The sequence below is a fragment of the Sphingopyxis sp. BE259 genome (assembly GCF_031457495.1).
In the GTDB taxonomy this organism is placed as follows: Bacteria; Pseudomonadota; Alphaproteobacteria; order Sphingomonadales; family Sphingomonadaceae; genus Sphingopyxis.
Genome location: NZ_JAVDWM010000001.1, coordinates 2518639 through 2544723, shown reverse-complemented (window position 1 = coordinate 2544723; position 26085 = coordinate 2518639). Strand labels below are relative to the sequence as shown.

The 26085-nt window shown below is 62.0% G+C and carries 22 protein-coding genes and 1 tRNA gene; 14 read left to right on the top strand and 9 right to left on the bottom strand.

From position 1 onward, the window contains the following. Window positions 1-83: 83 nt before the first annotated feature. The 5 genes from J2X44_RS12255 to astD all read right to left on the bottom strand — a co-directional run bounded on the left by J2X44_RS12255 (window position 84) and on the right by astD (window position 4954). The gene (locus J2X44_RS12255; RefSeq protein WP_310084390.1) at window positions 84-497 is read right to left on the bottom strand and encodes a DUF934 domain-containing protein; all 414 of its coding nucleotides are present in this window, start codon (window positions 495-497) and stop codon (window positions 84-86) included. Next, window positions 490-2121 carry a nitrite/sulfite reductase gene (locus J2X44_RS12250; RefSeq protein WP_310087032.1) on the bottom strand — a complete coding sequence of 544 codons (1632 nt, stop codon included), beginning with the start codon at window positions 2119-2121 and terminating at the stop codon, window positions 490-492. Before J2X44_RS12250 ends, J2X44_RS12255 begins: the two co-directional genes overlap by 8 nt. A 192-nt stretch (window positions 2122-2313) precedes the next feature. Then, window positions 2314-2610: a DUF2849 domain-containing protein gene (locus tag J2X44_RS12245; protein WP_310084387.1), complete on the bottom strand. Its 297-nt coding sequence runs from the start codon at window positions 2608-2610 to the stop codon at window positions 2314-2316. Continuing rightward, window positions 2607-3395 carry a uroporphyrinogen-III C-methyltransferase gene (gene cobA / locus J2X44_RS12240; protein WP_310084383.1) on the bottom strand — a complete coding sequence of 263 codons (789 nt, stop codon included), beginning with the start codon at window positions 3393-3395 and terminating at the stop codon, window positions 2607-2609. Before cobA ends, J2X44_RS12245 begins: the two co-directional genes overlap by 4 nt. Window positions 3396-3508: 113 nt before the next feature. Further along, window positions 3509-4954 (bottom strand): succinylglutamate-semialdehyde dehydrogenase, encoded by a 1446-nt coding sequence (gene astD / locus J2X44_RS12235; protein ID WP_310084380.1) that lies wholly within the window; start codon window positions 4952-4954, stop codon window positions 3509-3511. Window positions 4955-5155: 201 nt separating this feature from the next. Here astD and J2X44_RS12230 point away from each other — a divergent pair, with 201 nt between their 5' ends. The 4 genes from J2X44_RS12230 (at window position 5156) to J2X44_RS12215 (ending at window position 8978) form a co-directional block, all read left to right on the top strand. Continuing rightward, a complete protein-coding gene (locus J2X44_RS12230) occupies window positions 5156-5986 on the top strand; it encodes an alpha/beta hydrolase (RefSeq protein ID WP_310084378.1) in 831 nt (276 codons plus the stop codon). Between the two features lie 17 nt (window positions 5987-6003). Next, window positions 6004-7125: a glycosyltransferase family 4 protein gene (locus tag J2X44_RS12225; RefSeq protein WP_310084375.1), complete on the top strand. Its 1122-nt coding sequence runs from the start codon at window positions 6004-6006 to the stop codon at window positions 7123-7125. 102 nt (window positions 7126-7227) lie between these two features. Further along, window positions 7228-8631, top strand: coding sequence for a nitronate monooxygenase (locus tag J2X44_RS12220; RefSeq protein ID WP_310084372.1), 1404 nt, complete (start codon window positions 7228-7230; stop codon window positions 8629-8631). A gap of 44 nt (window positions 8632-8675) precedes the next feature. Beyond that, window positions 8676-8978, top strand: a complete 303-nt coding sequence (locus J2X44_RS12215) for a GIY-YIG nuclease family protein (RefSeq protein WP_310084369.1) — start codon at window positions 8676-8678, stop codon at window positions 8976-8978. 119 nt (window positions 8979-9097) lie between these two features. Here J2X44_RS12215 and J2X44_RS12210 read toward each other — a convergent pair whose 3' ends face one another. Then, entirely contained in the window at window positions 9098-10096 is a 999-nt protein-coding gene (locus J2X44_RS12210; RefSeq protein WP_310084366.1) for a D-glycerate dehydrogenase, read from the bottom strand. A 125-nt stretch (window positions 10097-10221) separates the two neighbouring features. Between J2X44_RS12210 and J2X44_RS12205 the strand changes: the two genes are divergently transcribed. Continuing rightward, a complete protein-coding gene (locus J2X44_RS12205) occupies window positions 10222-10683 on the top strand; it encodes an SH3 domain-containing protein (protein WP_310084363.1) in 462 nt (153 codons plus the stop codon). A 72-nt stretch (window positions 10684-10755) separates the two neighbouring features. On the opposite strand, the gene J2X44_RS12200 is transcribed toward J2X44_RS12205, so the two are convergent. Next, a complete protein-coding gene (locus tag J2X44_RS12200) occupies window positions 10756-11226 on the bottom strand; it encodes a DUF1090 family protein (protein WP_310084359.1) in 471 nt (156 codons plus the stop codon). A gap of 283 nt (window positions 11227-11509) precedes the next feature. Further along, window positions 11510-12697, bottom strand: coding sequence for an acetyl-CoA C-acyltransferase (locus J2X44_RS12195; protein ID WP_310084355.1), 1188 nt, complete (start codon window positions 12695-12697; stop codon window positions 11510-11512). A 206-nt stretch (window positions 12698-12903) separates the two neighbouring features. Between J2X44_RS12195 and J2X44_RS12190 the strand changes: the two genes are divergently transcribed. Continuing rightward, the gene (locus tag J2X44_RS12190) at window positions 12904-13902 is read left to right on the top strand and encodes an alpha/beta hydrolase (protein ID WP_310084353.1); all 999 of its coding nucleotides are present in this window, start codon (window positions 12904-12906) and stop codon (window positions 13900-13902) included. A 163-nt stretch (window positions 13903-14065) separates the two neighbouring features. Continuing rightward, window positions 14066-15517, top strand: a complete 1452-nt coding sequence (locus J2X44_RS12185) for a coniferyl aldehyde dehydrogenase (RefSeq protein WP_310084350.1) — start codon at window positions 14066-14068, stop codon at window positions 15515-15517. A 112-nt stretch (window positions 15518-15629) separates the two neighbouring features. Here J2X44_RS12185 and J2X44_RS12180 read toward each other — a convergent pair whose 3' ends face one another. Beyond that, a complete protein-coding gene (locus J2X44_RS12180) occupies window positions 15630-16733 on the bottom strand; it encodes an AI-2E family transporter (protein WP_310084348.1) in 1104 nt (367 codons plus the stop codon). A 271-nt stretch (window positions 16734-17004) separates the two neighbouring features. Here J2X44_RS12180 and J2X44_RS12175 point away from each other — a divergent pair, with 271 nt between their 5' ends. The 7 genes from J2X44_RS12175 to J2X44_RS12145 all read left to right on the top strand — a co-directional run bounded on the left by J2X44_RS12175 (window position 17005) and on the right by J2X44_RS12145 (window position 26081). After that, the gene (locus J2X44_RS12175) at window positions 17005-18291 is read left to right on the top strand and encodes a site-specific integrase (RefSeq protein WP_310084346.1); all 1287 of its coding nucleotides are present in this window, start codon (window positions 17005-17007) and stop codon (window positions 18289-18291) included. A 61-nt stretch (window positions 18292-18352) separates the two neighbouring features. Further along, window positions 18353-18437, top strand: a tRNA-Leu gene (locus J2X44_RS12170). 269 nt (window positions 18438-18706) lie between these two features. Then, on the top strand, window positions 18707-19810 hold the full coding sequence (locus J2X44_RS12165) for a Fic family protein (protein ID WP_310084343.1): 1104 nt from the start codon (window positions 18707-18709) through the stop codon (window positions 19808-19810). A gap of 28 nt (window positions 19811-19838) precedes the next feature. Beyond that, the gene (locus J2X44_RS12160; protein WP_310084341.1) at window positions 19839-22952 is read left to right on the top strand and encodes a DEAD/DEAH box helicase; all 3114 of its coding nucleotides are present in this window, start codon (window positions 19839-19841) and stop codon (window positions 22950-22952) included. Between the two features lie 10 nt (window positions 22953-22962). Continuing rightward, entirely contained in the window at window positions 22963-23709 is a 747-nt protein-coding gene (locus tag J2X44_RS12155) for a DUF4391 domain-containing protein (protein ID WP_310084339.1), read from the top strand. Window positions 23710-23734: 25 nt separating this feature from the next. Continuing rightward, window positions 23735-24148, top strand: a complete 414-nt coding sequence (locus J2X44_RS12150) for a hypothetical protein (RefSeq protein WP_310084336.1) — start codon at window positions 23735-23737, stop codon at window positions 24146-24148. Further along, on the top strand, window positions 24138-26081 hold the full coding sequence (locus tag J2X44_RS12145; RefSeq protein ID WP_310084332.1) for a DNA methyltransferase: 1944 nt from the start codon (window positions 24138-24140) through the stop codon (window positions 26079-26081). Before J2X44_RS12150 ends, J2X44_RS12145 begins: the two co-directional genes overlap by 11 nt. Window positions 26082-26085 lie beyond the last annotated feature (4 nt).

The following is a 26085-nucleotide window of genomic DNA, read 5'->3' as shown; positions in this document are numbered from 1 at the left end:
CGTCTCGAAGGACTGCTAGCGGTGCTTCGAGACGGGTCTTCGCCAAGCTTTGCCCCTCCTCAGCACGAACGGATTTCTGTGGTTTACCCATGCCGCAGTTTCCAGATCGGCACTGCGCCGTCGGCGGCGCCCTGATAATGTTCGGGCCAGCGCGACAGCGCCGCCTCGACATCGGTGGGGTTGAGCGATTTTTCGGGCGCGAATGTATCGAAGCCGCAACGCTTCAGATAGCCGATCTGATCGACGAGCACGTCGCCTTGCGCGCGCAGTTCACCGGTGTAGCCCGCCTCGCGCAATATGCGCGCCGACGAATAGCCGCGGCCGTCGCGGAATTTCGGGAAGGCGACCTCGATCAGCGCGAGCCGGTCGAGATGCGGGATCAGCGCGCGCGCGTCCTCATCCGATTCGAGCCGCACCGCGGTCGCATTCGACTGTTCGAGAAAAGCGTCGAGGGTGACGCAGGGTTCTTCGCCGTCGGCTTGCAGATGCTCAACCATAGATCGCCTCCTTGAACGGGGCCATGCCGACGCGGCGATAGGTATCGACGAACCGTTCGCCGTCGGTGCGTTCGGCCAGATATTTGTCGGTGACGCGCTCGATCGCATCGACGATGCCGTCCTCGTCGAAACCGGGGCCGGTGATCGTGCCGAGCGACACGTCTTCCGCGCCCGATCCACCGAGCAGCAGCTGGTAATTTTCGGTGCCTTTGCGGTCGACGCCCAGGATGCCGATGTGACCGGCATGGTGATGGCCGCAAGCGTTGATGCAGCCCGAAATCTTGAGCTTGAGCTCTCCCAGTTCTTTCTGGCGGCCAAGGTCAGAGAAGCGCGTCGCGATTTTCTGCGCGACCGGAATCGAGCGGGCGTTGGCAAGGCTGCAATAATCGAGGCCGGGGCAGGCGATGATGTCGCTGATCAGGTCGAGGTTCGGCGTCGCCAGCCCCGCGGCGTCGAGTGCCTGCCAGATCGCGAACAGGTCGGCCTTGCGGACATGCGGCAGCACGATGTTCTGCGCGTGGGTGACGCGCAGTTCGTCGTGGCTGTAGCGTTCGGCGAGGTCGGCCATCAGGTCGATCTGCGCCGACGAGGCATCGCCGGGGATGCCGCCGACGGGTTTCAGGCTGATGTTGACGATCGCGTGGCCCGGCACCTTGTGCGCGGCGACATTCTGATCGACCCAGACCGCGAAGTCGGGGTCGCTGCGGTCGATGGCATCGGGCGCGCTGGCGTCGAGCGGAGGCATGGCGAATTGCGCCGCGATGCGGTCGAACTCAGCCTTGGGCGGGTCGATCCCGAGCGACTTCACATGCGCCCATTCTTCGTCGACCTGGCGGCGATATTCGTCGGCGCCCAGCTCGTGGATCAGGATCTTGATCCGCGCCTTGTAGATATTGTCGCGGCGGCCATAGCGGTTGTACACGCGCAGGCACGCCTCGGCATAGCTCAGCAGATCGTCGAGCGGCACGAAATCCTTGATCAGCGGCGCGATCATCGGGGTGCGGCCCATGCCGCCGCCGACATAGAAAGCGGCGCCGTGAACGCCGTCGCGTTCGACGATCTGGATCCCGATGTCGTGAAGCCGCATTGCTGCGCGATCTTCGTCGGCGGCGATCACCGCGATCTTGAACTTGCGCGGCAGATAGCTGAATTCGGGGTGGAAGCTCGACCATTGGCGGAGCAGCTCGGCCCATGGCCGCGGATCGGTCAGCTCGTCTGCGGCGGCGCCCGCCCACTGGTCGGAACTGATATTGCGGATACAATTGCCGCTGGTCTGGATCGCGTGCATTTCGACCGACGCGAGATCGGCGAGAATCGCGGGCGCGTCTTCGAGCTTGATCCAGTTATACTGGATATTCTGGCGGGTGGTGAAATGGCCATAGTCGCGGTCATATTTGCGCGCGATGTGGGCGAGCATCCGCATTTGACGGCCGTCGAGGGTGCCATAGGGCACCGCAACGCGCAGCATATAGGCGTGGAGCTGGAGATAGAGACCGTTCATCAGCCGTAGCGGCTTGAACTGATCCTCGGTGATTTCACCGGCGAGGCGCCGCTTCACCTGATCGGCAAATTCGGCAACGCGGGCATCGACCATCTGCTGGTCATATTCGTCATATTTATACATATCGGATCCCGCCAAAAATTTCTGTTTGTCCTGAGGAGGGGCTGAGCCTTGGCAAAGACCCGTCTCGAAGGACGTTGCGCTTGGGTGCTTCGAGACGCCATTTCGACGAGCTCAATCCTGTCCTGAGCGACTGCCGCAGGCAGGCAGTCGAAGGGGGCTCCTCAGCACGATCGGATGTTGGGATGAAACTCATCAGATCACCCAGTCGCCGGCCGCAGGATCGGCGGGTTTCAATGTCAGGTCGGGGCGCACCGTCGGGCCAAGCGCGCGGATGCGGTCCTTGATATGCGCGGGGCGCGGGCCATCGGCGGTCAACTCACCGGCGATGATATAGGGGGCGTTGACCCGGCGCGCGGCGTCCTCGACCGCCAGGATCGCCTCGCCATGCTCGCCGACATCGGCGGCGTCCTCGATATGCAGCGACCAGTCGGCGCCGGTCCACCAGGTGACAAATCCTGTTTTCAGGTCGTTGCCGGTCAGCAGTTTCATGTGAAATCCCTTATCTTTGCGGCAACGCCGGGGGCGCCGAGACAGTCGAGCGCGTCGGCGCGCGCCGCGACCTTGCCGACGATGATCAGCGCCGGGCTTTTTACCGCTTCGCGTGCGACGAGGTCACCGAGGTCGGTGAGCAGCGTGCGCAGGACGCGCGCGTCGGCGGTGGTGCCGCGCTCGATCACCGCGACGGGCAGGTCGGGTGATACGCCGTCGGCGATCAGCTTGTCGGCGATCGCGGTCGCGGTGGCGATACCCATATAGATGACCAGGGTGCGGCCGTGGCCCGCAAGCCCCGACCAATCCTGATCGGACAGATCCTTGCATTGTCCGGCGACAAAGCTGACCGCGCTGGCGTCGTCGCGATGGGTGAGGGGGAGGCCCGCCTGCGCGGCGCAGCCTGCGGCGGCGGTGATGCCCGGGACGACCTCGCAAGCCACACCGGCTTCACGTGCTGCGTCGAGTTCTTCGCCGCCGCGCCCGAAGATGAACGGGTCGCCGCCTTTGAGCCGCACGACCTGTTTCCCGGCCACCGTCTCGCGGACGAGCAATTCGTTGATCAGCTCCTGCTTCATCGTGTGGCGACTGCGCTGTTTGGCGACGCTGATCCGCTCGACATGTCGCGGGATCAGCGCGAGCACGCCGTCGCCGACCAGCCCGTCATGGACGACGAGATCGGCGCTCGCCAACAGCCGCGCGGCGCGCAGCGTTAGCAGGTCGGGATCGCCCGGACCGGCGCCAACGAGCCACAATTTTCCGGCAAGGGGGAGAGTCTTTTCCATGCACGCTAGATGATAGCGCACCCGCCGAATGGCAAAGCAGGCTTTATTGACGCTGATGAAGGTAAAATTGCCCCTCTTCATCGTCGTCCCGGACTTGCGCCGGGGTCTATTGTCTAATTGTAATTCTTCGGAATCAATCGCGAGCCCTCGGGATCGCGCAGGCCAACTCCGATCGACGCGCGCAGCGCGTCACTTTCCGCGCTCGCAACCGGATAGGCGCAATAATCGGCGGCATAGAAGGCGCTGGGGCGGTGATTGCCTGAAAGCCCGACGCCGCCGAACGGCGCCGCCGATGAGGCGCCGTTGGTCGGGCGGTTCCAGTTGATCACCCCGGCACGGGCATTGGCCCAGAATTGATCGTACAGCTGCGGTGTTCCACCGATCAGCGCCGCCGACAGGCCGAAAGCGGTGTTGTTCGCCTCGGCAATCGCGGCTTCGAAACTGTCGACGCGGATGACCTGGAGCAGCGGGCCGAACAGTTCGATGTCTGGGCGTTCGGGCATTGCGGTCACATCGATGATGCCGGGGGTCAGAAATGGGCGTCCAGCAACCGGCCGGGTCATGTGACGGATCACCTGACCGCCGTTCGACATCAGGATCAGGAAACTTTCGGTCAGGCCGTCGGCCGCCTCATTATCGATCACCGGCCCCATATAGGGCGCGGGGTCGGCGTGGGGATGATCGACGATCAAACGGTTGGTCAGGTCGCGGACCTCTTGGATCAACCCATCCGCCAGGCTGTCGCGGACGATCAGCCGCCGTGCATTGCTGCACCGCTGCCCGGCGCTGAGGAACGCCGATTGCACGACGATGATCGCCGCGGTGCGGATGTCGGCGGTGTCCCAGACAACGATGGGATTGTTACCGCCCATCTCCAGCGCCAGCAGCTTGCCCGGCTGGTCGGCAAACTGGCGATTTAGGGCTAGACCCGTGCGCGCCGAGCCGGTGAATAGCAGGCCGTCGATGCCCTGATGCCCCGCCAGCGCCTTGCCGGTCTCCGGGCCGCCGATAATCAGCCGCAGGACATCGGTCGGCACCCCGGCGCTGTGGAACAGTTCGACCAGCTTGGCGCCGACCGCGGGGGTCTTTTCCGACGGCTTGAACAACACCGAATTGCCCGCGATTAGCGCCGGAACGATGTGGCCGTTGGGCAGATGGGCGGGGAAATTATACGGGCCGAGCACCGCCAGCGCGCCATGCGGTTTGTGGCGCACCGCGTTGCGCAGCCCCATTGCGCCTTCGATCCGACGGTTCGGGGTGCGTTCGGCATAAGCGGTGACCGAGATATTGACCTTGTTCGCGACCGATTCGACCTCGGTGCGCGCTTCCCACAGCGGCTTGCCAGTTTCGCGCGCGATCAGGTCAGCGAGCACGTCGGCTTCGGCTTTGACGCGATCGGCAAAGCGGCGCAGCGTTTCGGTGCGGAAGGTGACGGCTTTGGCCGCCCATTCGGGCCAGGCGCCCCGCGCGATGGCGACCTCGTCATCGACATTGCTGACCGTGCCGCGCCACAGCTCTTCACCGGTTGCGGGTTCGAAGGAAAGCAGGGTGTCACTCATGGTCGCCCCGGTCTTATCGGCGAAAGCCGGTGGCGGCAACCTGCGCCACGGTTTGGCGCGACGGATTGCTTGCACCGGGCAGTATGGTGGCGATAGACAGGGTCGGCATCGACCGCGCATCGACAAGGGGAACGCGCCATTTTAGCGAAACAGGACAGCCGCCGCGACTGGTCCGACCAATATTGGTGGTCGGGCGACGGTGTGCGGCTGCATGCGCGCGTCTATGCGGGGCCAGAAGGCAGCGAGGGCGTGCCGCCGGTGCTGTGCATGCCGGGACTCGCGCGCAACGCCCGCGATTTCGAGCTGCTGGCGCCGCATGTCGCGCAGGTGCGCAAGACGATCGTCATCGAATTCCGCGGCCGCGGCGAAAGCGCTTATGCCAAGGATCCGATGACCTATGTCCCGCTGACCTATGTTCAGGATGTTGTCGCACTGCTCGACGACATGGCAATCGATCGTTTTGCGACGATTGGCACCTCGCTGGGCGGGCTCGTATCGATGCTGATGGCGGCGACGCTGCCGGGACGGCTGATCGGCGCGGTGCTAAACGACGTCGGACCAGAACTCCAGACCGCCGGGCTTGATCGGATCCGCGACTATATCGGGGCAGGCGGCAGCCAGCCGACGTGGATGCACGCCGCGCGCAGCTATTCCGAACTCAACCGGGCGGTTTACCCCAGCTATGAAATCCATGACTGGCTGCGGTTGACCAAGCGGACGCACCGGTTGACCCCCGAAGGCAGGATCGTCAGTGATTATGACAAGCAAATCGCGGCGCCGCTGCGCGTTACCGGCGGCGAGGCGGCGTTCGATATGTGGCCGGTGTACCGCGCGCTGGGCGATGTGCCGCTGTTGATCCTGCGCGGCGAATTGTCCGATATATTGGCGCGGTCGGCGGGAGAAAAGATGGTCGCAGGGCTGCCGCACGCTCGGTTGGTCGAGGTGCCAGGGGTCGGCCATGCGCCGACGCTGGACGAACCCGAAGCCCGCGGGGCAATCGACGCCTGGGTGGCGGAACTGCCCACCGCGTGACCGGCGCAACGGCTCCCATGCGCCTGCTGCACCTGCATTCCAGCTTCTCGCTGGGTGGGAAGGAGGCCCGCGCCGTCCGATTGATGAATTTGATGGGACCGCGCGCGCGCCACACGATCCTGTCGGCGGTGCCGGAGGCGATGGGCGCCCGCGACGCAATCGATCCGAAGATAGACGTCGCATTTCCCGCCGATGCCCCGCCGCTCTATGGCAAGCCCGGCCCCGCCCGCTATCGCGACCTTGCGCGCTACATGCAGCAATTCGACCTGGTGCTCAGCTATAATTGGGGGGCGATGGATGGGGTAATGGCGCACCGGGTGTTCGCGCCGTTCCGCGACCTGCCGCCGCTGATCCACCACGAGGACGGGTTCAACGAAGACGAGAGTGTCCGGCGCAACTGGAAACGCAATGGCTTTCGCCGCCTCGCGCTGCCGACCGCCGAGGCGCTGGTGGTGCCGTCGACGCTGCTCGAACGGATCGCCGCCGACGAGTGGCGGGCGCGGCGGCGGACGGTGGTGATCCGCAACGGCATCGACACTGCGACTTATGGCGCGGCGCCTTCGTTGGCGATCCCGGGGCTGGAGCGGCGTGCGGGGGAGGTCGTGATCGGGACGGTGGCCGGGCTGCGCAAAGTCAAGGATTTGCCGAGGCTAGTGCGCGCGGTTGCGACATTACCGAACGACGTCCGATTGGTGATCGTCGGCGAAGGACCGGAGCGCGCGGCGATCGTGGCGGAAGCGGCGGCAGGCGGGATCGCTGACCGACTGGTGATGCCAGGCTTTATGGCCGAGCCCGCGCGCTGGATCGGCCATTTCGACTTGCTGGCGCTATCATCGGCGAGCGAGCAGGCGCCGATTGCGGTGATCGAGGCGATGGCGGCGGGGCTGCCCGTCGTCAGTCCTGAAGTCGGCGATGTTGCGGCGATGGTCGCGCCCGACAACCAGAACTTTATTGCTGCCGATGAAGCCGGCTTTCGAGCGGCGCTGGCGGAAGTTGCCACCGATCCTGCCCTGCGTGGCCGGATCGGCGCCGCGAACCGGCGCGTTGCCGCTGAGCAGTTCGATGAATCGGCGATGGTCGCGGCGTATGAAAATCTCTATGGTCGGGCGCTGGCCGGGCGCCGCCTGTTTACGGGTTAGCCAGCGGCGGAACCATTGACTTTCGCCGCGCGCTTCCGCTTACGGAACCGGCACGGGGACTGGCTGAAAAATGGACGGCCGGTGGAGAGAAAGAGATCTAAAATGTTCAAAGGATTGAAGCCCATCCTTTACGGCGGACGCGAAGTCTGGCCGTTGGTCGAGGGCGGCAAGGGCGTGTCGGCGACCAACCATATGTCGAGCGGCGCGTGGGCCGCGGCGGGCGGCATCGGCACCGTGTCTGCGGTCAACGCCGACAGCTATGACGCCGAGGGCAAGATCATCCCGCAGGTTTACAATGCGCTGACCCGGCGCGAGCGCCACGAAGAGCTGATCCAATACGGCATCGAAGGCGCGGTGGCCCAGGTTGAACGCGCTTATGAGGTGTCGGGCGGCAAGGGTGCGATCAACATCAACGTGCTGTGGGAAATGGGCGGCGCGCAGCAGATTCTGGAAGGCGTGCTGGCGCGGACCAAGGGCATGGTCGCCGGGGTCACCTGCGGCGCCGGGATGCCGTACAAGCTCAGCGAAATCGCCGAGCGCCACAATGTCATGTATCTGCCGATCATCAGCTCGGCGCGCGCCTTTCGCGCGCTGTGGAAGCGGGCCTATCATAAGGTGCCGCATCTGCTGGGCGCGGTGGTTTACGAAGACCCCTGGTTGGCAGGCGGCCACAACGGCCTGTCGAATGCCGAGGATCCACTAGTCCCGCAGGATCCTTATCCGCGCGTCGCCGCGGTGCGCGAAACGATGCGCGCCGAGGGGATCGCCGATACGGTGCCGATCGTGATGGCGGGCGGCGTGTGGTATCTGCGCGACTGGGAAAACTGGATCGACAATCCCGAGTTGGGCCAGATCGTGTTCCAGTACGGCACCCGGCCGCTGCTCACCGAGGAAAGCCCGATCCCGCAGGCGTGGAAGGATCGCCTTCGCACCCTCGACGACGGCGACGTGCTTTTGCACCGCTTCTCGCCGACCGGCTTTTACTCCAGCGCGGTCCGCACCCCCTTCTTGCGCGACCTCGAAGCGCGGTCGGAACGCCAGATTCCCTATTCGAAGCAGGAAGCGGGCGATCATATCGTCCAGCTCGACGTCGGGGTAAAGGGCAAGAATTTCTGGGTCACCCCCCATGATCGGGCCCGCGCCCGCGACTGGGCGGCCGAAGGCTATACCGAGGCGCTGAAGACCCCCGACAACACGGTGGTGTTCGTGACCGACGCCGACAAGGCGGTGATCCGCAAGGACCAGACCGACTGCATGGGCTGCCTGTCGCATTGCGGTTTTTCGTCGTGGAAGGACCATGACGATTACACCACCGGCTACCTCGCCGACCCGCGCAGCTTTTGCATCCAGAAAACGTTGCAGGACATCGCGCACGGCGGCGACCCCGAACAAAATCTGATGTTCGCGGGCCACGCCGCATTCAATTTCAAGACCGATCCCTTTTATTCGAACAACTTCACCCCGACAGTGAAGCAACTGGTGGATCGGATTTTGACGGGGGATTAACAACCCTCGTCATTGCGAGCGAAGCGAAGCAATCCAGAGCGGCCATGCGCGAACGCCTGCCAGCAGTCTATATCGTCGCCAGTCGGCGCAACGGAACGCTTTATACGGGTGTGACAGGGCATCTCGTTCGACGGATATGGCAGCATCGCGAAGGCCTCGGCGGCTTTTCAACGCGTTACGACTGCAAGCTGCTTGTCTGGTTTGAAATCCACGCCAAGATGGAAGCCGCCATCGCGCGCGAAAAGCAGATCAAAGCCGGAAGCCGGGCTAAGAAGCTCGCGTTGATCGAAGCTGACAATCCGCTCTGGCAGGATTTGTGGTTTCAGATCGTCGATGGCAGCGAGTGACACTCTGGATTGCTTCGCTTCGCTCGCAATGACGGCAGTTCTTTTAGGCTTCGTCATTGCGAGGAGCGCAGCGACGAAGCAATCCAGAGCGTTGGAAAACTGACGCCAACAGTGATGCGCTAAGCCCACCCCTCCAGCACCTGATCCTGCGGGCGGTGGCCGTCGCACCAGGCGCGGATGTTGGCGATGACTTTTTCGCCCGAGGCTTCGCGGCCCTCGATCGTTGCCGAGCCCAGATGCGGGAGCAGCACGACATTGTCGAGCGCCAGCAACGCGGGGTCGACCGCGGGTTCGTGGGTGTAAACGTCGAGCCCGGCGCCCGCGATGCGCCCGGTCTGGAGCGCCGCGATCAGCGCCTTTTCGTCGACGATCTCGCCGCGCGCGGTGTTGATCAAATAGGCGGTCGGCTTCATCGACCCGATCCGTGCCGCATGGATCATCTCGTGCGTCTCGGCGGTGTGCGGGCAGTGGAGGGTGACGATGTCGCTGATCCGCAGCAGCGTATCGACACTGGCGTGATAGCTGGCGCCCAGTTCCTCCTCGATCGCCTCGGGCAGGCGGCGGCGGTTGTGATAATGGATCGATAGGCCGAATGCGCGCGCGCGCCGCGCCACCGCCAGCCCGATGCGGCCCATGCCGATAATGCCGAGCAATTTGCCGCCGACGCGGTGACCGAGCATCGCGCTGGGCGCCCAGCCCGCCCATTGCCCCGAACGCATCAATTTCTCGCCTTCCGCCAGCCGCCGCGGCACCGACAGGATCAGCGCCATCGTCATGTCGGCTGTGTCCTCGGTAAACACGCCGGGGGTGTTCGACACCATGATGCCCTTGGCGCGCGCCGCGGCCAGATCGATATGATCGACCCCGGCGCCGAAATTGGCGATCAGCTTCAATCGCTCGCCCGCCGCCGCCAGCACCTCGGCGTCGATTTCATCGGTCACCGTCGGCACGAACACGTCGCAGTCGGCGACTGCGGCTTTCAGTTCGTCCTTGGTGAAGGCGTGGTCATGCGCCGACAGCGCAACGTCGAACAATTCGGCCATGCGCGCCTCGACATGCGGCATCAACTGGCGGGTGACGATGACGCGCGGGCGTTTGGGGCGGGATGAATCGGGCATGGCCGCCGATAGAGCGCGGCGCGCGGCGGGGGTCAAGGGGCCGTCGCGAGCAAATCTGTGGACGATGCGGCGTTTGCGCGCCGCGACCGGTTGATAATGCGCGCCGATTTTGACAAGGGTTGGTGATGACCAGCCGAAAAATCGCCGTGATTTTGCTCAGCCTTGCCGTTGTGGGACCGGCGTCGGCACAATCCGACCCCGTTAAGCTGCCCTATTGGGCGTCGATCAGCGTCGACGAGGCGCGGATGCGCAAGGGGCCGTCGCCCGACGTGCCGGTGATCTGGGAATATCGGCGCAAGGATTTGCCGGTCAAGGTCGTCGCGCGTTTCGAAACCTGGCGCAAGATCGAAGATCCCGACGGGACGCAGGGCTGGATGGCGGCGCGGCTGCTCAGCCGGACACGCACGGCGATCGTCACCGGCGGCATCCGGCCGCTGCGCGACGAAGCCAGCGCAGCGGCTGCGGTCGCCTATCGCGCCGAACCGGGGGTGGTCGGGCGGATCACCGAGTGCGCTGAGGGCTGGTGCCGCTTCGACGTCAAGGGCCGCGGCGGCTGGATCCAAACCGACCATATCTGGGGCGATTGATCACACACCGACAAAAAAGGGCCGGACGGTTTCCCGCCCGGCCCTCTGATATTCTATTTACTGGCTTGGCGATTAGCGGCGCCAGTTGAAGTGGTTCCGGTAAACCCGGACGACCTTGCCGTTACGCTCGTTGACCAGCAGCAAGTCGTTGTAATGACGCACGTAGGTCAGGTTGCGACCGGCGCGCGGCACACCCCAGCGGCTGTCATAGCTGGGACGATAGGCCGGGGCGTAATAGTTCGAGCGGAGCGTCGCGCCGACACGAAACTGCTGGTAGCGGAACGGCGCGCGATAATTGGAATAGCGACGATCCTGGCGCCAGTCGCGGCGATCCTCGCGCAGCTCCTGGCGCGCTTCGCGAACATCGCGGCGTTCTTCGCGAACATCGCTGCGATCTCCATAACGCTGCGCCTGACGCAACTCGCGCTGTTCTTCGCGGACGTCCTGACGGCTGTCACGAACTTCGCCGCGGGTCTGCGCCGCAGCGGCGCCGGGGACCATCAGGGCCGCGATGAGGCCGGCGGTCAAAAACTTGGTCTTCATTGGTCTATCCTTTCAATCCGTCAGGGGGAGGGGACTGCCCGATGACAAGGATAGATTTACGCGAGTCGATTTGAATTGTTCCGGAACGGCGCGTTTATTTTCAGGACATTAGTGTCGCAAATTGTCGCAGTGAAACGACGAAACGGCGCCATCTTGCGACGGCGCCGTGCAACGCGTTCGTTAATCGTCGCCCCCGCGAAGGCGGGGGCCGTTGGCAGCTGCATCATAAGGCAGCGGTGCACACCGTCCAGCGGCCCCCGCCTTCGCGGGGGCGACGGTCAAACTAAACCAGCTCGACCGCGACCGCCGTCGCTTCGCCGCCGCCGATGCACAGGCTGGCGATGCCGCGCGTCTTGCCGTGGCGTTGCAGCGCGGCGATCAGCGTCGTGATGATGCGCGTGCCGCTGGCGCCGATCGGGTGGCCCAGCGCAGTCGCGCCGCCATGGACGTTGATCTTGTCGTGCGGGATACCAAGGTCGTGCATCGCAAACATCGCGACGCAGGCAAAGGCTTCGTTGACTTCGAACAGATCGACATCACCTATCGTCCAGCCCGCCTTGGCCAGCACCTTGTTGATCGCGCCAACGGGGGCGATCGTGAAATCCTTCGGTTCCTGCGCGTGGGCGGCGTGGGCGACGAGGCGCGCGACGGGCTTTGCACCCTTCGCCTCGGCAACCGACTGACGGGTCAGGACCACGGCAGCGGCGCCGTCCGAAATCGACGAGCTGGTCGCGGCGGTGATCGTGCCGTCCTTGGCAAAGGCGGGCTTCAGGGTCGGGATCTTGTCGGGCATCGCCTTGCCCGGCGCCTCGTCGGTGTCGACGATGGTGTCGCCCTTGCGACCCGCGATCGTCACCGGCGCGATTTCGTTCGCGAAGGCGCCGTCGGTGATCGCGGCCTTGGCGCGGCTTAGCGAGGCGAGCGTGTAGTCGTCCTGCGCTTGCCGCGACAGCTGGTACGCATCTGCGGTATCCTGCGCGAACGTCCCCATCGCGCGGCCCGCTTCATAGGCGTCTTCCAGCCCGTCGAGGAACATATGGTCGTAGGCGGTGTCGTGCCCGATGCGCGCGCCGCCGCGATGCTTCTTGAGCAGATAGGGCGCGTTGGTCATCGATTCCATGCCGCCCGCGACGATCAGATCGACGCTGCCCGCGGCGAGGGCTTCGGCGCCCATGATCACCGTTTGCATGCCCGAGCCGCACACCTTGTTGACCGTGGTCGCCTGCACCGATTTGGGCAGCCCGGCCTTGATCGCCGCCTGCCGCGCGGGCGCCTGGCCCAGACCAGCGGGGAGGACGCAGCCCATATAGATACGCTCGATGTCGTCACCCGCCACCCCGGCGCGCTCGACCGCTGCCTTGACCGCGGTGGCACCCAGGTCAGTCGCACTCGCGTCGGACAGGCTCCCCTGCATGCTGCCCATCGGGGTGCGGGCATAGGAGAGGAATACGACGGGATCGGTGGCGGTCATGGGACAAGACTCCGGTGGGGAAGGATGGTCAGCGGCCCGGTTAGCCGAATTGCCCCCTTGGCGAAAGGGGGCGCGGCGCCGTCCTGCTTCTCGGGTGGTATCTGACGCTGCTGGTCCGGAGATGTTGCAGGTGTCGCCGTAGCGCTTAGGCTGTGGCCATAAGGGCAGGTTCGGGATTCGCAGCGGGAGATAGGGCGTTGTCACGATTGGGGTTCATCGTTGCTTTGCTGCTTGTCGGCGGTATCGGCAGCGCGGCGGTTGGTCAGCCGGTGCCGTCTGGCGGTCCACCTGACCGGATCGAGGTTCCGAAGGTGGAAAAGGAAGGCGTGTGGCAACCATCCGGCGGCGGCACGCAGGTGCCGCTGTGGCCTGCCGACGTTACGCTTGCGAAGCCGGATAGCGGCGACCATCCCGAGGCGACCGGCAATGGCTCGCCCCTGGTCGGAGGACGGAAATGGCACTGGGCAAGCTATGTCACGCGGCCGACCATGACCATTTACAGGCCGCAGGGAAAAAATACCGGCGCCGCGATGCTCGTGCTGCCCGGCGGCGGGTTCCATGCGGTGGCGACGGACCTGGAGGGCACCGAAATATGTAACTGGGTGGTCCAGCATGGCATGACTTGCGCCATGCTGAAATATCGGACGCCGCAAGTGTGGCCGAGAGCGAAAGGAAAGCAGCAACGACCAACGGTGCTGCTGGGATTGGAAGACGCGCAGCGCGCGATGGCGTTGCTGCGGCACCGCGCATCTGACTACGGAATTGATCCGCACAAGATTGGCGCGATCGGTTTTTCGGCGGGCGCATATCTTGTCATCAATATGAGCAATACCGACGAACGCACCTATGCGCTGATCGACGCGGCCGATCGACAATCGTCGCGACCCGACTTCGCGATCGTCGCTTATACGGCGCGCGTTCTGGACAACAGCAAGGGAAAGAACAGCCTGGAATTGCAGCCGTGGGTCAAGGTCAGTGCGGCAGCCCCCCCGACGCTTATCATCCACGCGATGAACGATGCCGTTGATGATGTTCGACAGCCGATGGCTTATGCGTTGGCATTGAACGATGCAGGCGTGCCCGTTGACATGCGGCTCTACGCCCGCGGCGGTCATGCCTTTGGGATGCGGCCAACGAGCGATCCGATCACGACGCAATGGCCGGGCCACCTGAAGCAATGGCTAACGAATATCGGCATATTTTGACGCATCCTAGCATTGTGGATCTAAATTGCGGTGGCCGCTTGGGCTGACGCGTAGCGGACATGCTGGACATTTCCCCGGTCGGCGGTTTGGTCGTGGCCGGTTTCATCTTGCAACCCGCCTCGGCTCATGATCAAACACGCGCCGGCAAACAGGGAGATGGGCAATGGCAACGGTCGCAACCAATATCAGCGGTGAAACGCAGCGCATGGCTGAGGTGCTGGCGGCGCAAAAGGTCGCCTTTACCGCGGCGATGCCCGAAAGCCTGAGCGTTCGCGCCGACCGCATCGACCGCGCGATCGCGCTGCTGGTCGACAATGCCGAGGATTTTGCCAAGGCGGTCAGCGAGGATTTCGGTCACCGCAGCCGCGAACAGACGCTGATGACCGACATCATGCCGTCGGTCAGCGCGCTGAAACATGCGAAAAAGCATATGGCGAGCTGGGCGAAGGGCGAGAAGCGCAAACCCACATTTCCGCTCGGCCTGCTCGGCGCGAAGGCCGAGGTCGTCTATCAGCCCAAGGGCGTCGTCGGCGTCGTCGCGCCGTGGAATTTCCCGGTCGGGATGGTCTTCGTGCCGATGGCGGGGATCCTGGCCGCGGGCAATCGCGCGATGATCAAGCCGAGCGAGTTTACCGAAAATGTCTCGGCCTTGATCGCCCGGCTGGTGCCGGAATATTTCGACGAAAGCGAAATGGCGGTGTTCACCGGCGACGCCGATGTCGGCGTCGCATTCTCGAAGCTGGCGTTCGACCATATGATCTTCACCGGCGCAACGAGCGTCGGCAAACATATCATGCGCGCTGCCGCCGATAACCTGGTGCCGGTCACGCTCGAACTTGGCGGCAAGTCGCCGACCTTTATCGGGCGCAGCGCGAACAAGGATCTGGTCGGTCAGCGTGTCGCGCTCGGCAAGATGATGAACGCGGGGCAGATTTGCCTCGCCCCCGACTATCTGCTGGTTGCCGAGGATCAGGAGGGCGAGGTGATCGACAGCGTCACCAAGGGCGCGACCGCGCTCTATCCGACGCTGCTCGCCAACGACGATTACACCTCAGTCGTCAACACGCGCAATTACGACCGCCTGCAATCCTATCTGACTGACGCGCGCGAAAAGGGCGCCGAAGTGATCGAGGTCAATCCGGGCAAGGAGGATTTCGCTAGCGCCAACGGCCACAAGATGCCGCTGCATATCGTCCGCAATCCGACCGACGACATGAAGGTGATGCAGGAGGAAATCTTTGGCCCGATCCTGCCGGTCCGGACGTACAAGACGATCGACGATGCGATCGATTATGTGAACGCGAACGACCGCCCGCTCGGCCTCTATTATTTCGGGCAGGACAAGAGCGAGGAGGACCGCGTACTAACGCGGACGATCTCGGGCGGCGTGACGGTCAACGACGTGTTGTTCCACAACGCGATGGAGGATCTGCCATTCGGCGGGGTCGGGCCTTCGGGCATGGGCAATTACCATGGTGTCGACGGGTTCAGGACGTTCAGCCATGCGCGCGCGGTGTATCGCCAGCCGAAGCTGGATGTTGCCGGGCTGGCGGGGTTCAAGCCGCCCTATGGCAAGGCGACGGCGAAGACACTGGCCAAGGAATTGAAGAAGTAGGGAACTGAGCGAGCAATTTAACGCCGTAGCCCTGAGCCTGTCGAAGGGCGCTTATCCGGATAGGCGCCCTTCGACAGGCCCAGGGCTACGGTCTTTTATGGTGGGGCCAGCGTCAATCCGCCCCGGCGATCTTGATGTCCTTGCCCAGCAACGTCTTCACATACACCCGCTGCACCAGCACATAGACCACCACGGTCAGCGGCGCGGCGAGCAGCACGCCTAGGAAGCCGAATAGCACCCCTGCCGCGACCACCGCGAACAAGAGTACCGCGGGCGGCACGTCGACCGCTTGTTTCTGGATCATCGGTTGCAGGAAATTCCCCTGCAACTGCTGGATCACCAGAAACAGCACGAGCGTCGACAGCGCGGTGGCAGGCGATACGGTAAAGGCGAGCAGCACCGCAGGGATGCCCGCGATAATCGGCCCGATCATCGGGATCACGTCGAGCAGCCCGGCGATCAGGCCCAGGCCGCCGGCGGCGGGCACGCCGAGCAGCGCCAGCCCGGCGCCAGTCAGCGCCGCGACGACCAGCGACGATACCGCCTGGCCGACCATCCAGCCCTTCAACCCGCGCGACGCGTCGCCCAGCGCGAGTTCGGCGGTTGCTTCAGCCTTTGCAGGCATCAGCAACAACAACCCGCGGCGATAGGTCGAGGGATCGCTGGCAAGGAAGATCGCGGCGACCAGCACCAGCACGAAATCGGCGATGCCGCTGCCCGCCGCCAGCGCATAGCCCCCGGCCTGCGAGACGATTTGCGAGATGTCGTTGCCGCCGACCTCGGCCAGTTCGCGCACCCGCGCGCCCAGGCCATAACGATCGAGAAAGGCTTCGACCCCTTGCAGGGCCCGCGGCACCTGTTGGCGGATCGTATCGACTTCATTTGCCAGCTGCGACCCGAACAGCACAAAAGCGCCGACAAAGATGGCGATGATGCCGATCACCGAACCGGCCAGTGCGAATCCGCGCTTCATGCCGGTTCGGCGGACCAGCCAGCTGGCGATCGCGTCAAAGATCGCGCCCAGCACGATCGCGGCGAACACCAGCATGAAAAATCGGGTGAGGGTAATCGCCAGCCAAGCGACGCCGATAATCGCGATGACGGTCACTGCCGCCATCGCGATCCGGCCGGGGCCGAATGGTGCGGCGGGGGCTGGTTTGGCGCGGGTGGCGGGAGGTGCGGGTGGGGCAGCGGCTGCCTTGCTCTTGTCGGTCATGCCACCGTCTTATGCACGATGCCGCTTATCCACTAGACTAAAACCACCTTTCTGTGGCAACGGCTCCTCCGCATCGGTCGCCGCGCGGGAATCATCTTCCGGTCTGGCAGCCGTCCACGGGCCCCTGTGGTGAAATTGGTAGACGCGCCGCACTCAAAATTGCGTTTAGCCTAAAAAAGTAAGCTAAAAACCACACAAAACCAATAGTTTGAGCAAGGACGAGACCTCCAAAAAGACTTACACATGTCTTACACATTTTGGAGTTTTCGCAATGCCTACAGAAAGCCATCTGCTGATGGATGGGGCGCTGCACGTCTATCGGCGTGAGAACAGCCGCTACTGGCAATGCTCGACCTATCTTGGCAGCCGCAACTACCGGCAGACGACCAAGGAGGTCAGCCTTGCTGCCGCCAAGGATTTCGCGCGCGACTGGTATATGGAGCGTTGCGTCGAGGATCGCCAACGCCGACGCGGTCGTGTTGCCTTGCGGGACGGCACCGTCCAGCCCCCGACCACCGGAACCGGCGCGCCGACCGATGGTCGGCGTCGGCGAACGCCTACTGGCCCAAGCTTCAAGGATGCCGCAGATGCGTTCGCCAGCGAGTTCGAGGTAATCACGCTGGGCGAACGCAACGCGGAATATGTGGCATCGAAGTCAGATCACATCCGCGTTCACCTGTTACCCTTCTTTGGCGACACCGCGCTTGAGGACATAACGGCCGGCAAAGTGCAGGAGTATCGGGCGCACCGGCAGACATCGAGGGTCGATCCCAAAACCGGCAAGCCGAAGAAGCCGGCACGCGCGACCTTGCACGGCGAGATCGTCACACTTCGGCAGGTCTTAAAAACCGCCAACCGCAAGGGCTGGATTTCGGCAATCCCGGATATGTCAGCGCCCTACAAGACGTCCGGCAAGGTGGAGCATCGCGCGTGGTTCTCGCCTGAGGAATACAAGATGCTTTATGAAGCTACGCGCGAGCGGGCGAAGAACCCGCCGAAGCCGCGCTGGCGTGAAGTTTGCGAGACCTTCCACGATTATGTTCTGTTCATGGGCAACACCGGACTTCGACCCGATGAGTCCGCTCGGCTTGAGCTGCGCGACGTCAAGGTCGTGAATGACGAGTCGACCGGCGAGCGCATCCTGGAGATCGAGGTGCGCGGCAAGCGCGGGGTCGGCTTCTGCAAGTCGATGCCCGGTGCGATCCTGCCCTTCGAGCGCGTTCGCAAACGCAAGCAGCTCAAGCCGACCGACCGGATATTCGGGAAAACGCCGCGCGAGTTAATGAACACGGTTCTCGACGAGCTGAATCTGAAGTTCGACCGCGATGGCCACATCCGCACCTGCTACAGTCTGCGGCATACCTATATCTGTCTGCGTTTGCTCGAAGGGGCGGACATTTATCAGGTCGCGAAGAACTGCCGCACCAGTGTCGAAATGATCGAGAAGTTTTACGGGCGTCATTTGAAGAACAACATCGACGCATCCGCCGTCAATGTTCGCAAGGCTAAGCCCCCGAAAGTCGCCGCCCGAAAGAAGGCATTGATGCCAGCAACCTAAGCCAAATAGCTTATGTTTGCCGTTGCGTGTTTTGATGGCGGCGCTATAGGCGTCTCCCAACGCGGGCGTGGTGGAATTGGTAGACGCGCGGGATTCAAAATCCCGTTCCGCAAGGAGTGTGGGTTCGATTCCCACCGCCCGCACCATCCAAGATTGCAGGCTCTGTAAAGTCCACCGCACGGGGACAGGAGCCTGCATCAGCGGACGCCCCAAGGTCGCACGGCCCGCGCTCCGCTGCGCGAAATGACAATCGAACGCTATTGTCATGCTGGCACTTGGCAGCCCATCCGGGATGCAGCCATCGCCACAAATCGACACCGCGAAGCGACAATGTGCCTATGATGATTGATTGGCTATCGCTTTATCAATCATAAATGGCCTATAAAGTGATTGATAGAAAGGTATCCTATCCATCATGCGCTGGAATTGGCAACTTCCCGACTGGCCTGACTTCCGCTTCGACGAGGAGCGAATTCGCGCGTCCGAAGAACAATTCCTGAAAGGTTCCGGCGTCGTCATTGGCGCGCTCCACCACTTGGACGCCGATGCGCGCGACGGCCTGACCATCGAACTCATCTCGCAGGAGGTTGTCGATAGCTCAGCCATTGAGGGCGAGATCCTCGACCGCGCCAGTGTCCAGTCGTCGCTGGCACGACACCTGGGCTTTGCCGCCGATCAGCGCCGTGCAAGCGCGGCAGAGGCCGGAGCCGCCGAACTCATGGCCGATGTTTATCGCGGCCATGCTGCACCGCTCGACGATCGGACTCTATTCGCATGGCACGCCATGCTGATGAACGGGCGTCGCGACATTGCTGATATGGGGCGCTACCGAACGCACGCAGATGCAATGCAGATCGTTTCGGGCGCACTCCATGCGCCGCGTGTGCATTTCGAGGCACCGCCGTCAGATGTCGTCCCAATGGAAATGTCCCGTTTCATAGCCTGGTTCAACGATAGCGCGCCGTCGTCATCAAACCCGCTTCCCGCGATCACCCGTGCCGCAATATCGCACCTGTGGTTCGAGAGTATCCACCCCTTTGAAGATGGCAATGGCCGGATCGGGCGCGCGATTGCTGAAAAGGTATTGGCCCAAAGCCTCGCGGCCCCGACGCTGACGGCACTCGCGGAAACGATCCACCGCCACCGCAAAGCCTACTACGCCGCGCTTCAGCTTGGCAGCCAAAGCAACGACATCAATGCCTGGCTGACATGGTTTGCCGATATTGTCATCGAGGCGCAGGCGCGGACGATCACCCGCATCCGCTTCCTGATCGACAAAACACGACTGCTCGATCGCTTGCGCGGCGAAATCAACGAACGGCAGGAAGAGGCCTTGCTTCGATTGTTCCGTGAAGGACCGGACGGCTTTGCGGGTGGGTTGAGCGCCGAAAATTATCGGACGATAACAGACGCAAGTCTTGCCACTACGACGCGCGATCTAGCCGATCTTGTTGAAAAAGGTGCGCTGATACGCACTGGTGAGCGGCGCTATGCCCGCTATCATCTTGCGAAGCCCTAATTGCCACAACCAAGGAAAAATTATTACAATGCGGCTGATCTCGAACATCGGGAGCGAACGTGTAGCGGATGTGTTACCAACGAATACGCCGTTCAATCTCATTACATCGTCTGTTTCGCTCGAAGGCGCGGCGGTTATGGCAGTCGCTCACACAATAGAGCGGTGCCTTTTGGCGAACGACGCCGCGTTGCAAGTGGACGGGCATGACCGCCGCCGCCGTAACAAATTGACCATGCGTGAGGAATCCGCGCGAGTTTTGGCTTGGCTCGACGCGGCTTCGGTACGCGCAACCGATCGTGCCTTGAGACAATCGCTGGTGCTCAGCCTGTCATCGCCATTGGCATTGGCCGGCGAGTGCGAATTGACGACGGCGGGCTTGGGCCTTGCCCGCAGCGCTTCTGCGGGCATGGTGCAATTGTTCGACCAGGCCGACGAAGTCGCCGCAATGGCCGATTGGTTCGAGAAACTATGGCGCGATGCGCAAGAACAGCATGATATTCCCTTACTCTCGCAATTGCGAATTGCCGCCGCTCAAACGACGCCCGCTGACTGCTATCATCGCGCGCTGGCTGCATTGTTCAGCGACATGGCTGCAGACACTGCGGACCTGCCCGACCGGCGCATCGGGCTGGAAGATAGCAAGGTCTGGGACATGCTTTACCGTTTTCAGCGCGACGGCGTACTGGGCGCTATCGGCAAACTGACGCAGTGGGGCGGTTGTATCATTGCCGACAGTGTAGGCCTCGGCAAGACGTTTGAGGCGCTGGCCGTCATCAAATATCATGAACTACGCAACGAGCGCGTATTGGTGCTGGCCCCCAAAAGACTTCGAGACAACTGGACACTTTGGACGCGCAACGATGTCCGCAATCCTTTGGCAACCGACCGTTTTGCATTTGACGTCCTAAACCATACCGACTTGTCGCGCGATGGCGGGCTATCGGGTGATATCGATCTCGACCACGTCAACTGGGGCAATTACGGACTGGTTGTCATCGATGAATCGCATAATTTTCGTAACCGGCCCACCGGTCGCGATGGCGATAGCCGGTACGACAAGCTGATGCGCAATATCGTCAAGGCGGGCATTCGCACACGCGTGCTGATGCTTTCGGCAACGCCGGTGAACAACCGCCTCAACGATCTGAAAAACCAGATCGCTTTCGCGACCGAAGGAGACGACGCCGCGCTGGCCGATGCCGGGATTAAGAGCATCGCAGGCACCGTGCGGCTGGCGCAGGCAGCATTCAACAAATGGCAAGCATTGCCATCGGACCGGCGGACATCGCAGCGGCTGCTTGACATGCTCGGCTTTGACTATGTCAGGCTGCTCGATCTCCTCACCATTGCGCGGTCGCGCAAGCATATCGAGCGCTATTATGGTTTGGCTGAGACAGGCCGTTTCCCCGAAAAACTGCCACCGGATAATCGCAAGTGCGATGTGGCCACCGATGGCAGCTATCCGCCCATCGCGGCTATCAATGATGAAATCCGCCGCCTGACGCTCGCCGCCTATGCTCCGCTGCGTTACGTGCTGGCGCATAAGCGTGACGAATATGACCGGCGCTATAGCCAGACGGCCAAACCCGGCCAGTCGGTATTCCGCCAGCTTGACCGCGAAGAAAGCCTGGTCGGCCTGATGCGCGTCAATCTGCTGAAGCGCATGGAAAGCTCGGTCCACGCCTTTGCGCTGACAGTCGCGCGTCAGCTTGCGTCGGTCGAAGCGCTGATCGAGAGAATCTCGCAACATGATGATAGCATCGAAGTGCCAGCCATTGAGGAACTGGCCGAGGATGACCCGCTGTTTGAGGCGCTTGGCGTGGGCCGCAATGTCAAGGTGCTGCTCAGCGATGCTGATCTGATTGCGTGGCGCCGCGATCTTGATGCCGACCGCACACGGCTGATGCGGTTGATGCGGCAGGCACAGGCGATCACGCCGGGCGCCGATGCAAAGCTTGCTGAATTGCGCCGGATTATCGAGGAAAAGCGCCGCCACCCGATCAACCCCGGCAACGCCAAGCTACTCGTCTTCACCGCCTTTGCCGATACTGCGGCCTATCTTTACGAAAATCTGGCGGATGAAGTCGACGGAATTTCCGCGCTGGTCACCGGCAGCGGCACGAACAAGACATCGAGCACGCGGCTGAAAACCGATCTGGCGACCATTCTGACCGCCTTCGCCCCCAAAGCGCGCAAGCGACCCGAGAGTCTTGCCGATGAACCCGAAATCGACCTGATCATCGCCACCGATTGCATCAGCGAGGGCCAGAATTTGCAGGATTGCGATTGTGTGGTGAATTACGACATTCACTGGAACCCCGTGCGCATCGTGCAGCGTTTCGGGCGGATTGACCGGCTGGGGTCGGACAATGACCGGATCAAGCTGGTCAATTTCTGGCCGAATATGGATCTGGATGCCTATATCGGCCTTGAACGCACGGTATCGGGGCGGATGAAACTGCTCGACATTTCGGCGACGGGTGAGGAAAACATCATCGAGGCTGACCCGGCCAATGGCATGAACGATCTGGAATATCGCCGCCGGCAGTTGGAGGCGATGCAGGATCAGGTGATTGATCTGGAGGATTTGTCGCAGGGCGTTTCGATCACTGATTTGACGCTGAATGACCTTCGACTCGATCTCGCGCAACTGGATGCAGATGCGCGCGCCAACATCGATCAATTGCCTTTCACCGTCCACGCCCCCGTTGCCGCGAGCGACGACATGCCCACCGGCGCGATCTTCGTGTTGCGCGGGGAAACGGTGGCGGCGATGGGGGCGCTCGATGCTAAAGACCCGCTTCGCCCCCACGCGCTAGTGCATGTGCGCAGTGATGGAACCATCCATCTGCCGCATAGCGCACCCAAGCGTATTCTCGATTCGCTCCGCCGTATCGCCCGCACGACGCCGGAGGAAAGCGCCTCGCTCTGGAAGCGGTTCGACCGTGAGACAAAACGCGGCGCAAAAATGGAAAGCTGGCAGGTGCTCCTAGAGGCGGGGATTGCGGGCATCACCGGCACCGCACTGGAACGCAGTGTCGATAGCCTTTTCACCACCGGCGCCCCGCAGGGTATGAGCGGGGCGAGCGGCCTGGATGATTGGGAAGTCATCGCCTGGTTCCCAGTGCTCCCATCCGAATGACGCCGCCAAAATGACACCCGACGCCCTGATCGCGGCTTTCGCATTACCCGCTGGCTCGCCGCCGCGCAGGGTTCCAAAGGCGAGTTTGGCCGATCATGCCCCCACCGCGGCCGACCGCCGCCTGATCGACAAGGCACTGGCGCGGCTCGATTGGGTTGCGGGGCTAACCCCGGCGACCATCGGCGTGCCAGCGGGAGAGGTCGAGGGACTGACCATAGACACAATCAACCTTTTGTCCGCGACGACACGCGGGCCAATGCCGCCGCGTCTTGCGGAAATCATCCACCGGGCGATCCCGAAGCCCGTCATCTTGATCCACGTGGAAGAAGGTGGCAGCGCGGCCAGCCTCTCGCTGGCCCCTAAACGTGCAGCAGAGCGAGAGGCCGGGCGCGTGGTGACAATAGAGGTGCATGACACTGGCCCGCTTTCAAACGCCGACGCGGGTTTCGCCGCGACGCTGGCGCTTGCCACGTTGCCAACGCATGATCTGGCCGCACTTTATGCCGGATTGGTCGAGCGGGTTGAAGCCTTGGCGGCGGCTAAGATGGCGGTGCGGCCCTTCCGGCTGGCCGATAGCCCGGATCAACACGGCCTGTGGCGGAACACAATAGTGCAATGTAATATGGTGTCTGCCGAAATTTCAGCGCTTTCTGGCACAATCCGGAAACAAAATCGCCTGGCAACAAGGGTGGAGATTGGAGAAAAAGTACGCGTTCTCAAAGCAACGCTAGACAAATACCGTTCAGCCTTGGAATAGTTGATTATGGCAAAGGAGCTGAATCGTGGGACGTGGCGGATATAATGGAGGTTCAACCTTAATTGGTGCCGGTCGCAGCTGGTCCTTTGATCCCGATTTCGATTTTCTTGCCAAAGCCAAACCGACCGGTAGGCCTGCCCGAAGGCCGAAAACTCCACGAGTGGCTGAGCCCGCGATCATGGTCGCGGGAAAGACAGTCGGCAAAAAGGTTCTGCGCAAGCACAAACTGGCCTCCAGTCTCGCTTTCACAAGGGATGAGCTGCTGGTTGCGATCGGTCGACCGCTGCCCAAAAAGCCAGAGCTCCGCCGCGCTGCACTGAAGCAACTGGTGACCGAACAGATTTTGTTGCAAACGGGTACGATCAACATTGCACACCCTGCTGTGGCAGCGTGGCTCAAAACGCATACAAAAAAGAAGAAGGTTCCAAATGGCCAGTGACGAAAACCCCATCCCGCCCGTTACCCGTGATGATCAGGCGGCGCATTCGGGGGATGTGATGGCGGAGAATGTGGCGGCGTTGAAAGCGCTGTTCCCGTCCATCGTCACCGACGGCAAGGTCGATTTCGATGTGCTGCGGCAATTGCTAGGCGACGAAGTCGAGGAAGGGGCCGAACGCTATGGCCTGAACTGGAAGGGCAAGGCCCGCGCCCGCGCCTTTGCCCTGACCCCAAGCCTTGGCACGCTGCGCCCGGCGAAGGACGACAGCAAGGATTGGGACATAACGAAGAACATCCTGATCGAGGGCGACAATCTGGAAGTGCTGAAGCTGCTGCGTAAATCCTACGCGGGGAAGGTGAAGTTGATCTATATCGACCCGCCTTATAATACCGGCAATAATCTGATTTACCGTAATGACTTTTCTGCCCCTCTCCGCGCGTATGAAGAAGCAATCGGTTTAGTCGATACCGATGGGGTGAGGTTTAGCACCATCAAGCCGGGTAGCGGCCGATTCCATACTGATTGGCTCAATGCTTTCTATCCGCAGGTCTATTTGGCTCGCACGCTGCTCAAGGAAGATGGCGTGATGGTTGTGACTATTGATGAAAATGAACTGCACAACGTCATCACAGTCTGCGAAGACGTATTCCCAAAGGGTGTTTTTGATATCGACATCATCGCTGTTGTCCATAACCCGAGAGGCGTGCAGGGACGAAATTTCTCGTATACTCATGAGTATGCCGTAATTGTATATCGGAAAGACACTAAGGTAATTGCGGACCGCCAGATAGACGATGCCGATGTAGATTGGGCACCACTACGTAATTGGGGTGGGGAGTCAGAGCGCTCTGATGCAAAGAATTGCTTTTATCCAATATTTGTAAAGAATGGCGAAATTGTCGGATTTGGTGATGTCACTCCAGATGAAATTCATCCACCTCAAACCAAAGAGGTGGGCGATGTCTTTCACGTATATCCAATCGACCGCAACGGCGTTGAGCGGAAATGGCGATATGCTCGGCAATCGGTCGAGGCTATTCGCCATATGCTTCGGGCAAAGAAGATCAATGGTGGCTATGATATCGAGTTGGGCAAGACGTTTGGCCTCCAGAAATCGATCTGGCGAGACTCAAGGTATGATGCAAACGGATATGGAACAGCAATTCTGAAGGAGCTCGTTCCGGACTCCCCGTTTGATTTTCCGAAGAGTCTCTGGGCAGTATATGACGTAGTCGAGAGCGTTCTGAGGGGGCTTGAGGACGAAATTGTGCTCGACTTTTTTGGTGGATCAGGCACGACTGGTCACGCGGTTATGGAACTTAATGCCCGCCAATCGACCCACCATCGCTATATCTTAGTCCAAATACCTGAGCCAGTATCAGATCATCCTCGTTTCTCTACTATCGCCGATCTGACCAAGGAACGGCTGCGGCGGGCGGGCGACAAAGTTAAGGCGGATAAGCTGGAAGCTGACATCGACACCGGCTTTCGTGTCTACAGGCTCGCTACATCCAATATCAAACCCTGGACGCCAGGAGATGATCTTGCCGCCGACCTGCTCGACGCGGCGGGCAACATCTTACCTGGGCGCAGTGAAGAAGATTTGCTGGTCGAACTGCTGCTGAAAACCGGCGTTGACCTGACCCTGCCGTCTCAACGCCGCGATATTGCGGGTTGCACCGTTCATATGCTGGGCGGCGGCACGTTGATTGTCTGCCTGTCCGACATTCCTGCCGATGCTGCGCGCGCCCTGGCCGATGGCATCGCCGACTGGTTAGACGATAGCCATCCACCTGCGCCCACTACCTTCTTCTTCAAGGACAGCGGTTTCGATCCAGGCGGCACGCGCTGCGCCGAAGCCCGCGCCAACCTGGCTGCCACGCTGCGGCAGCGTCTGAGCAATGACGCAATAGAAAAACTGGGGGCCATTTGACTTC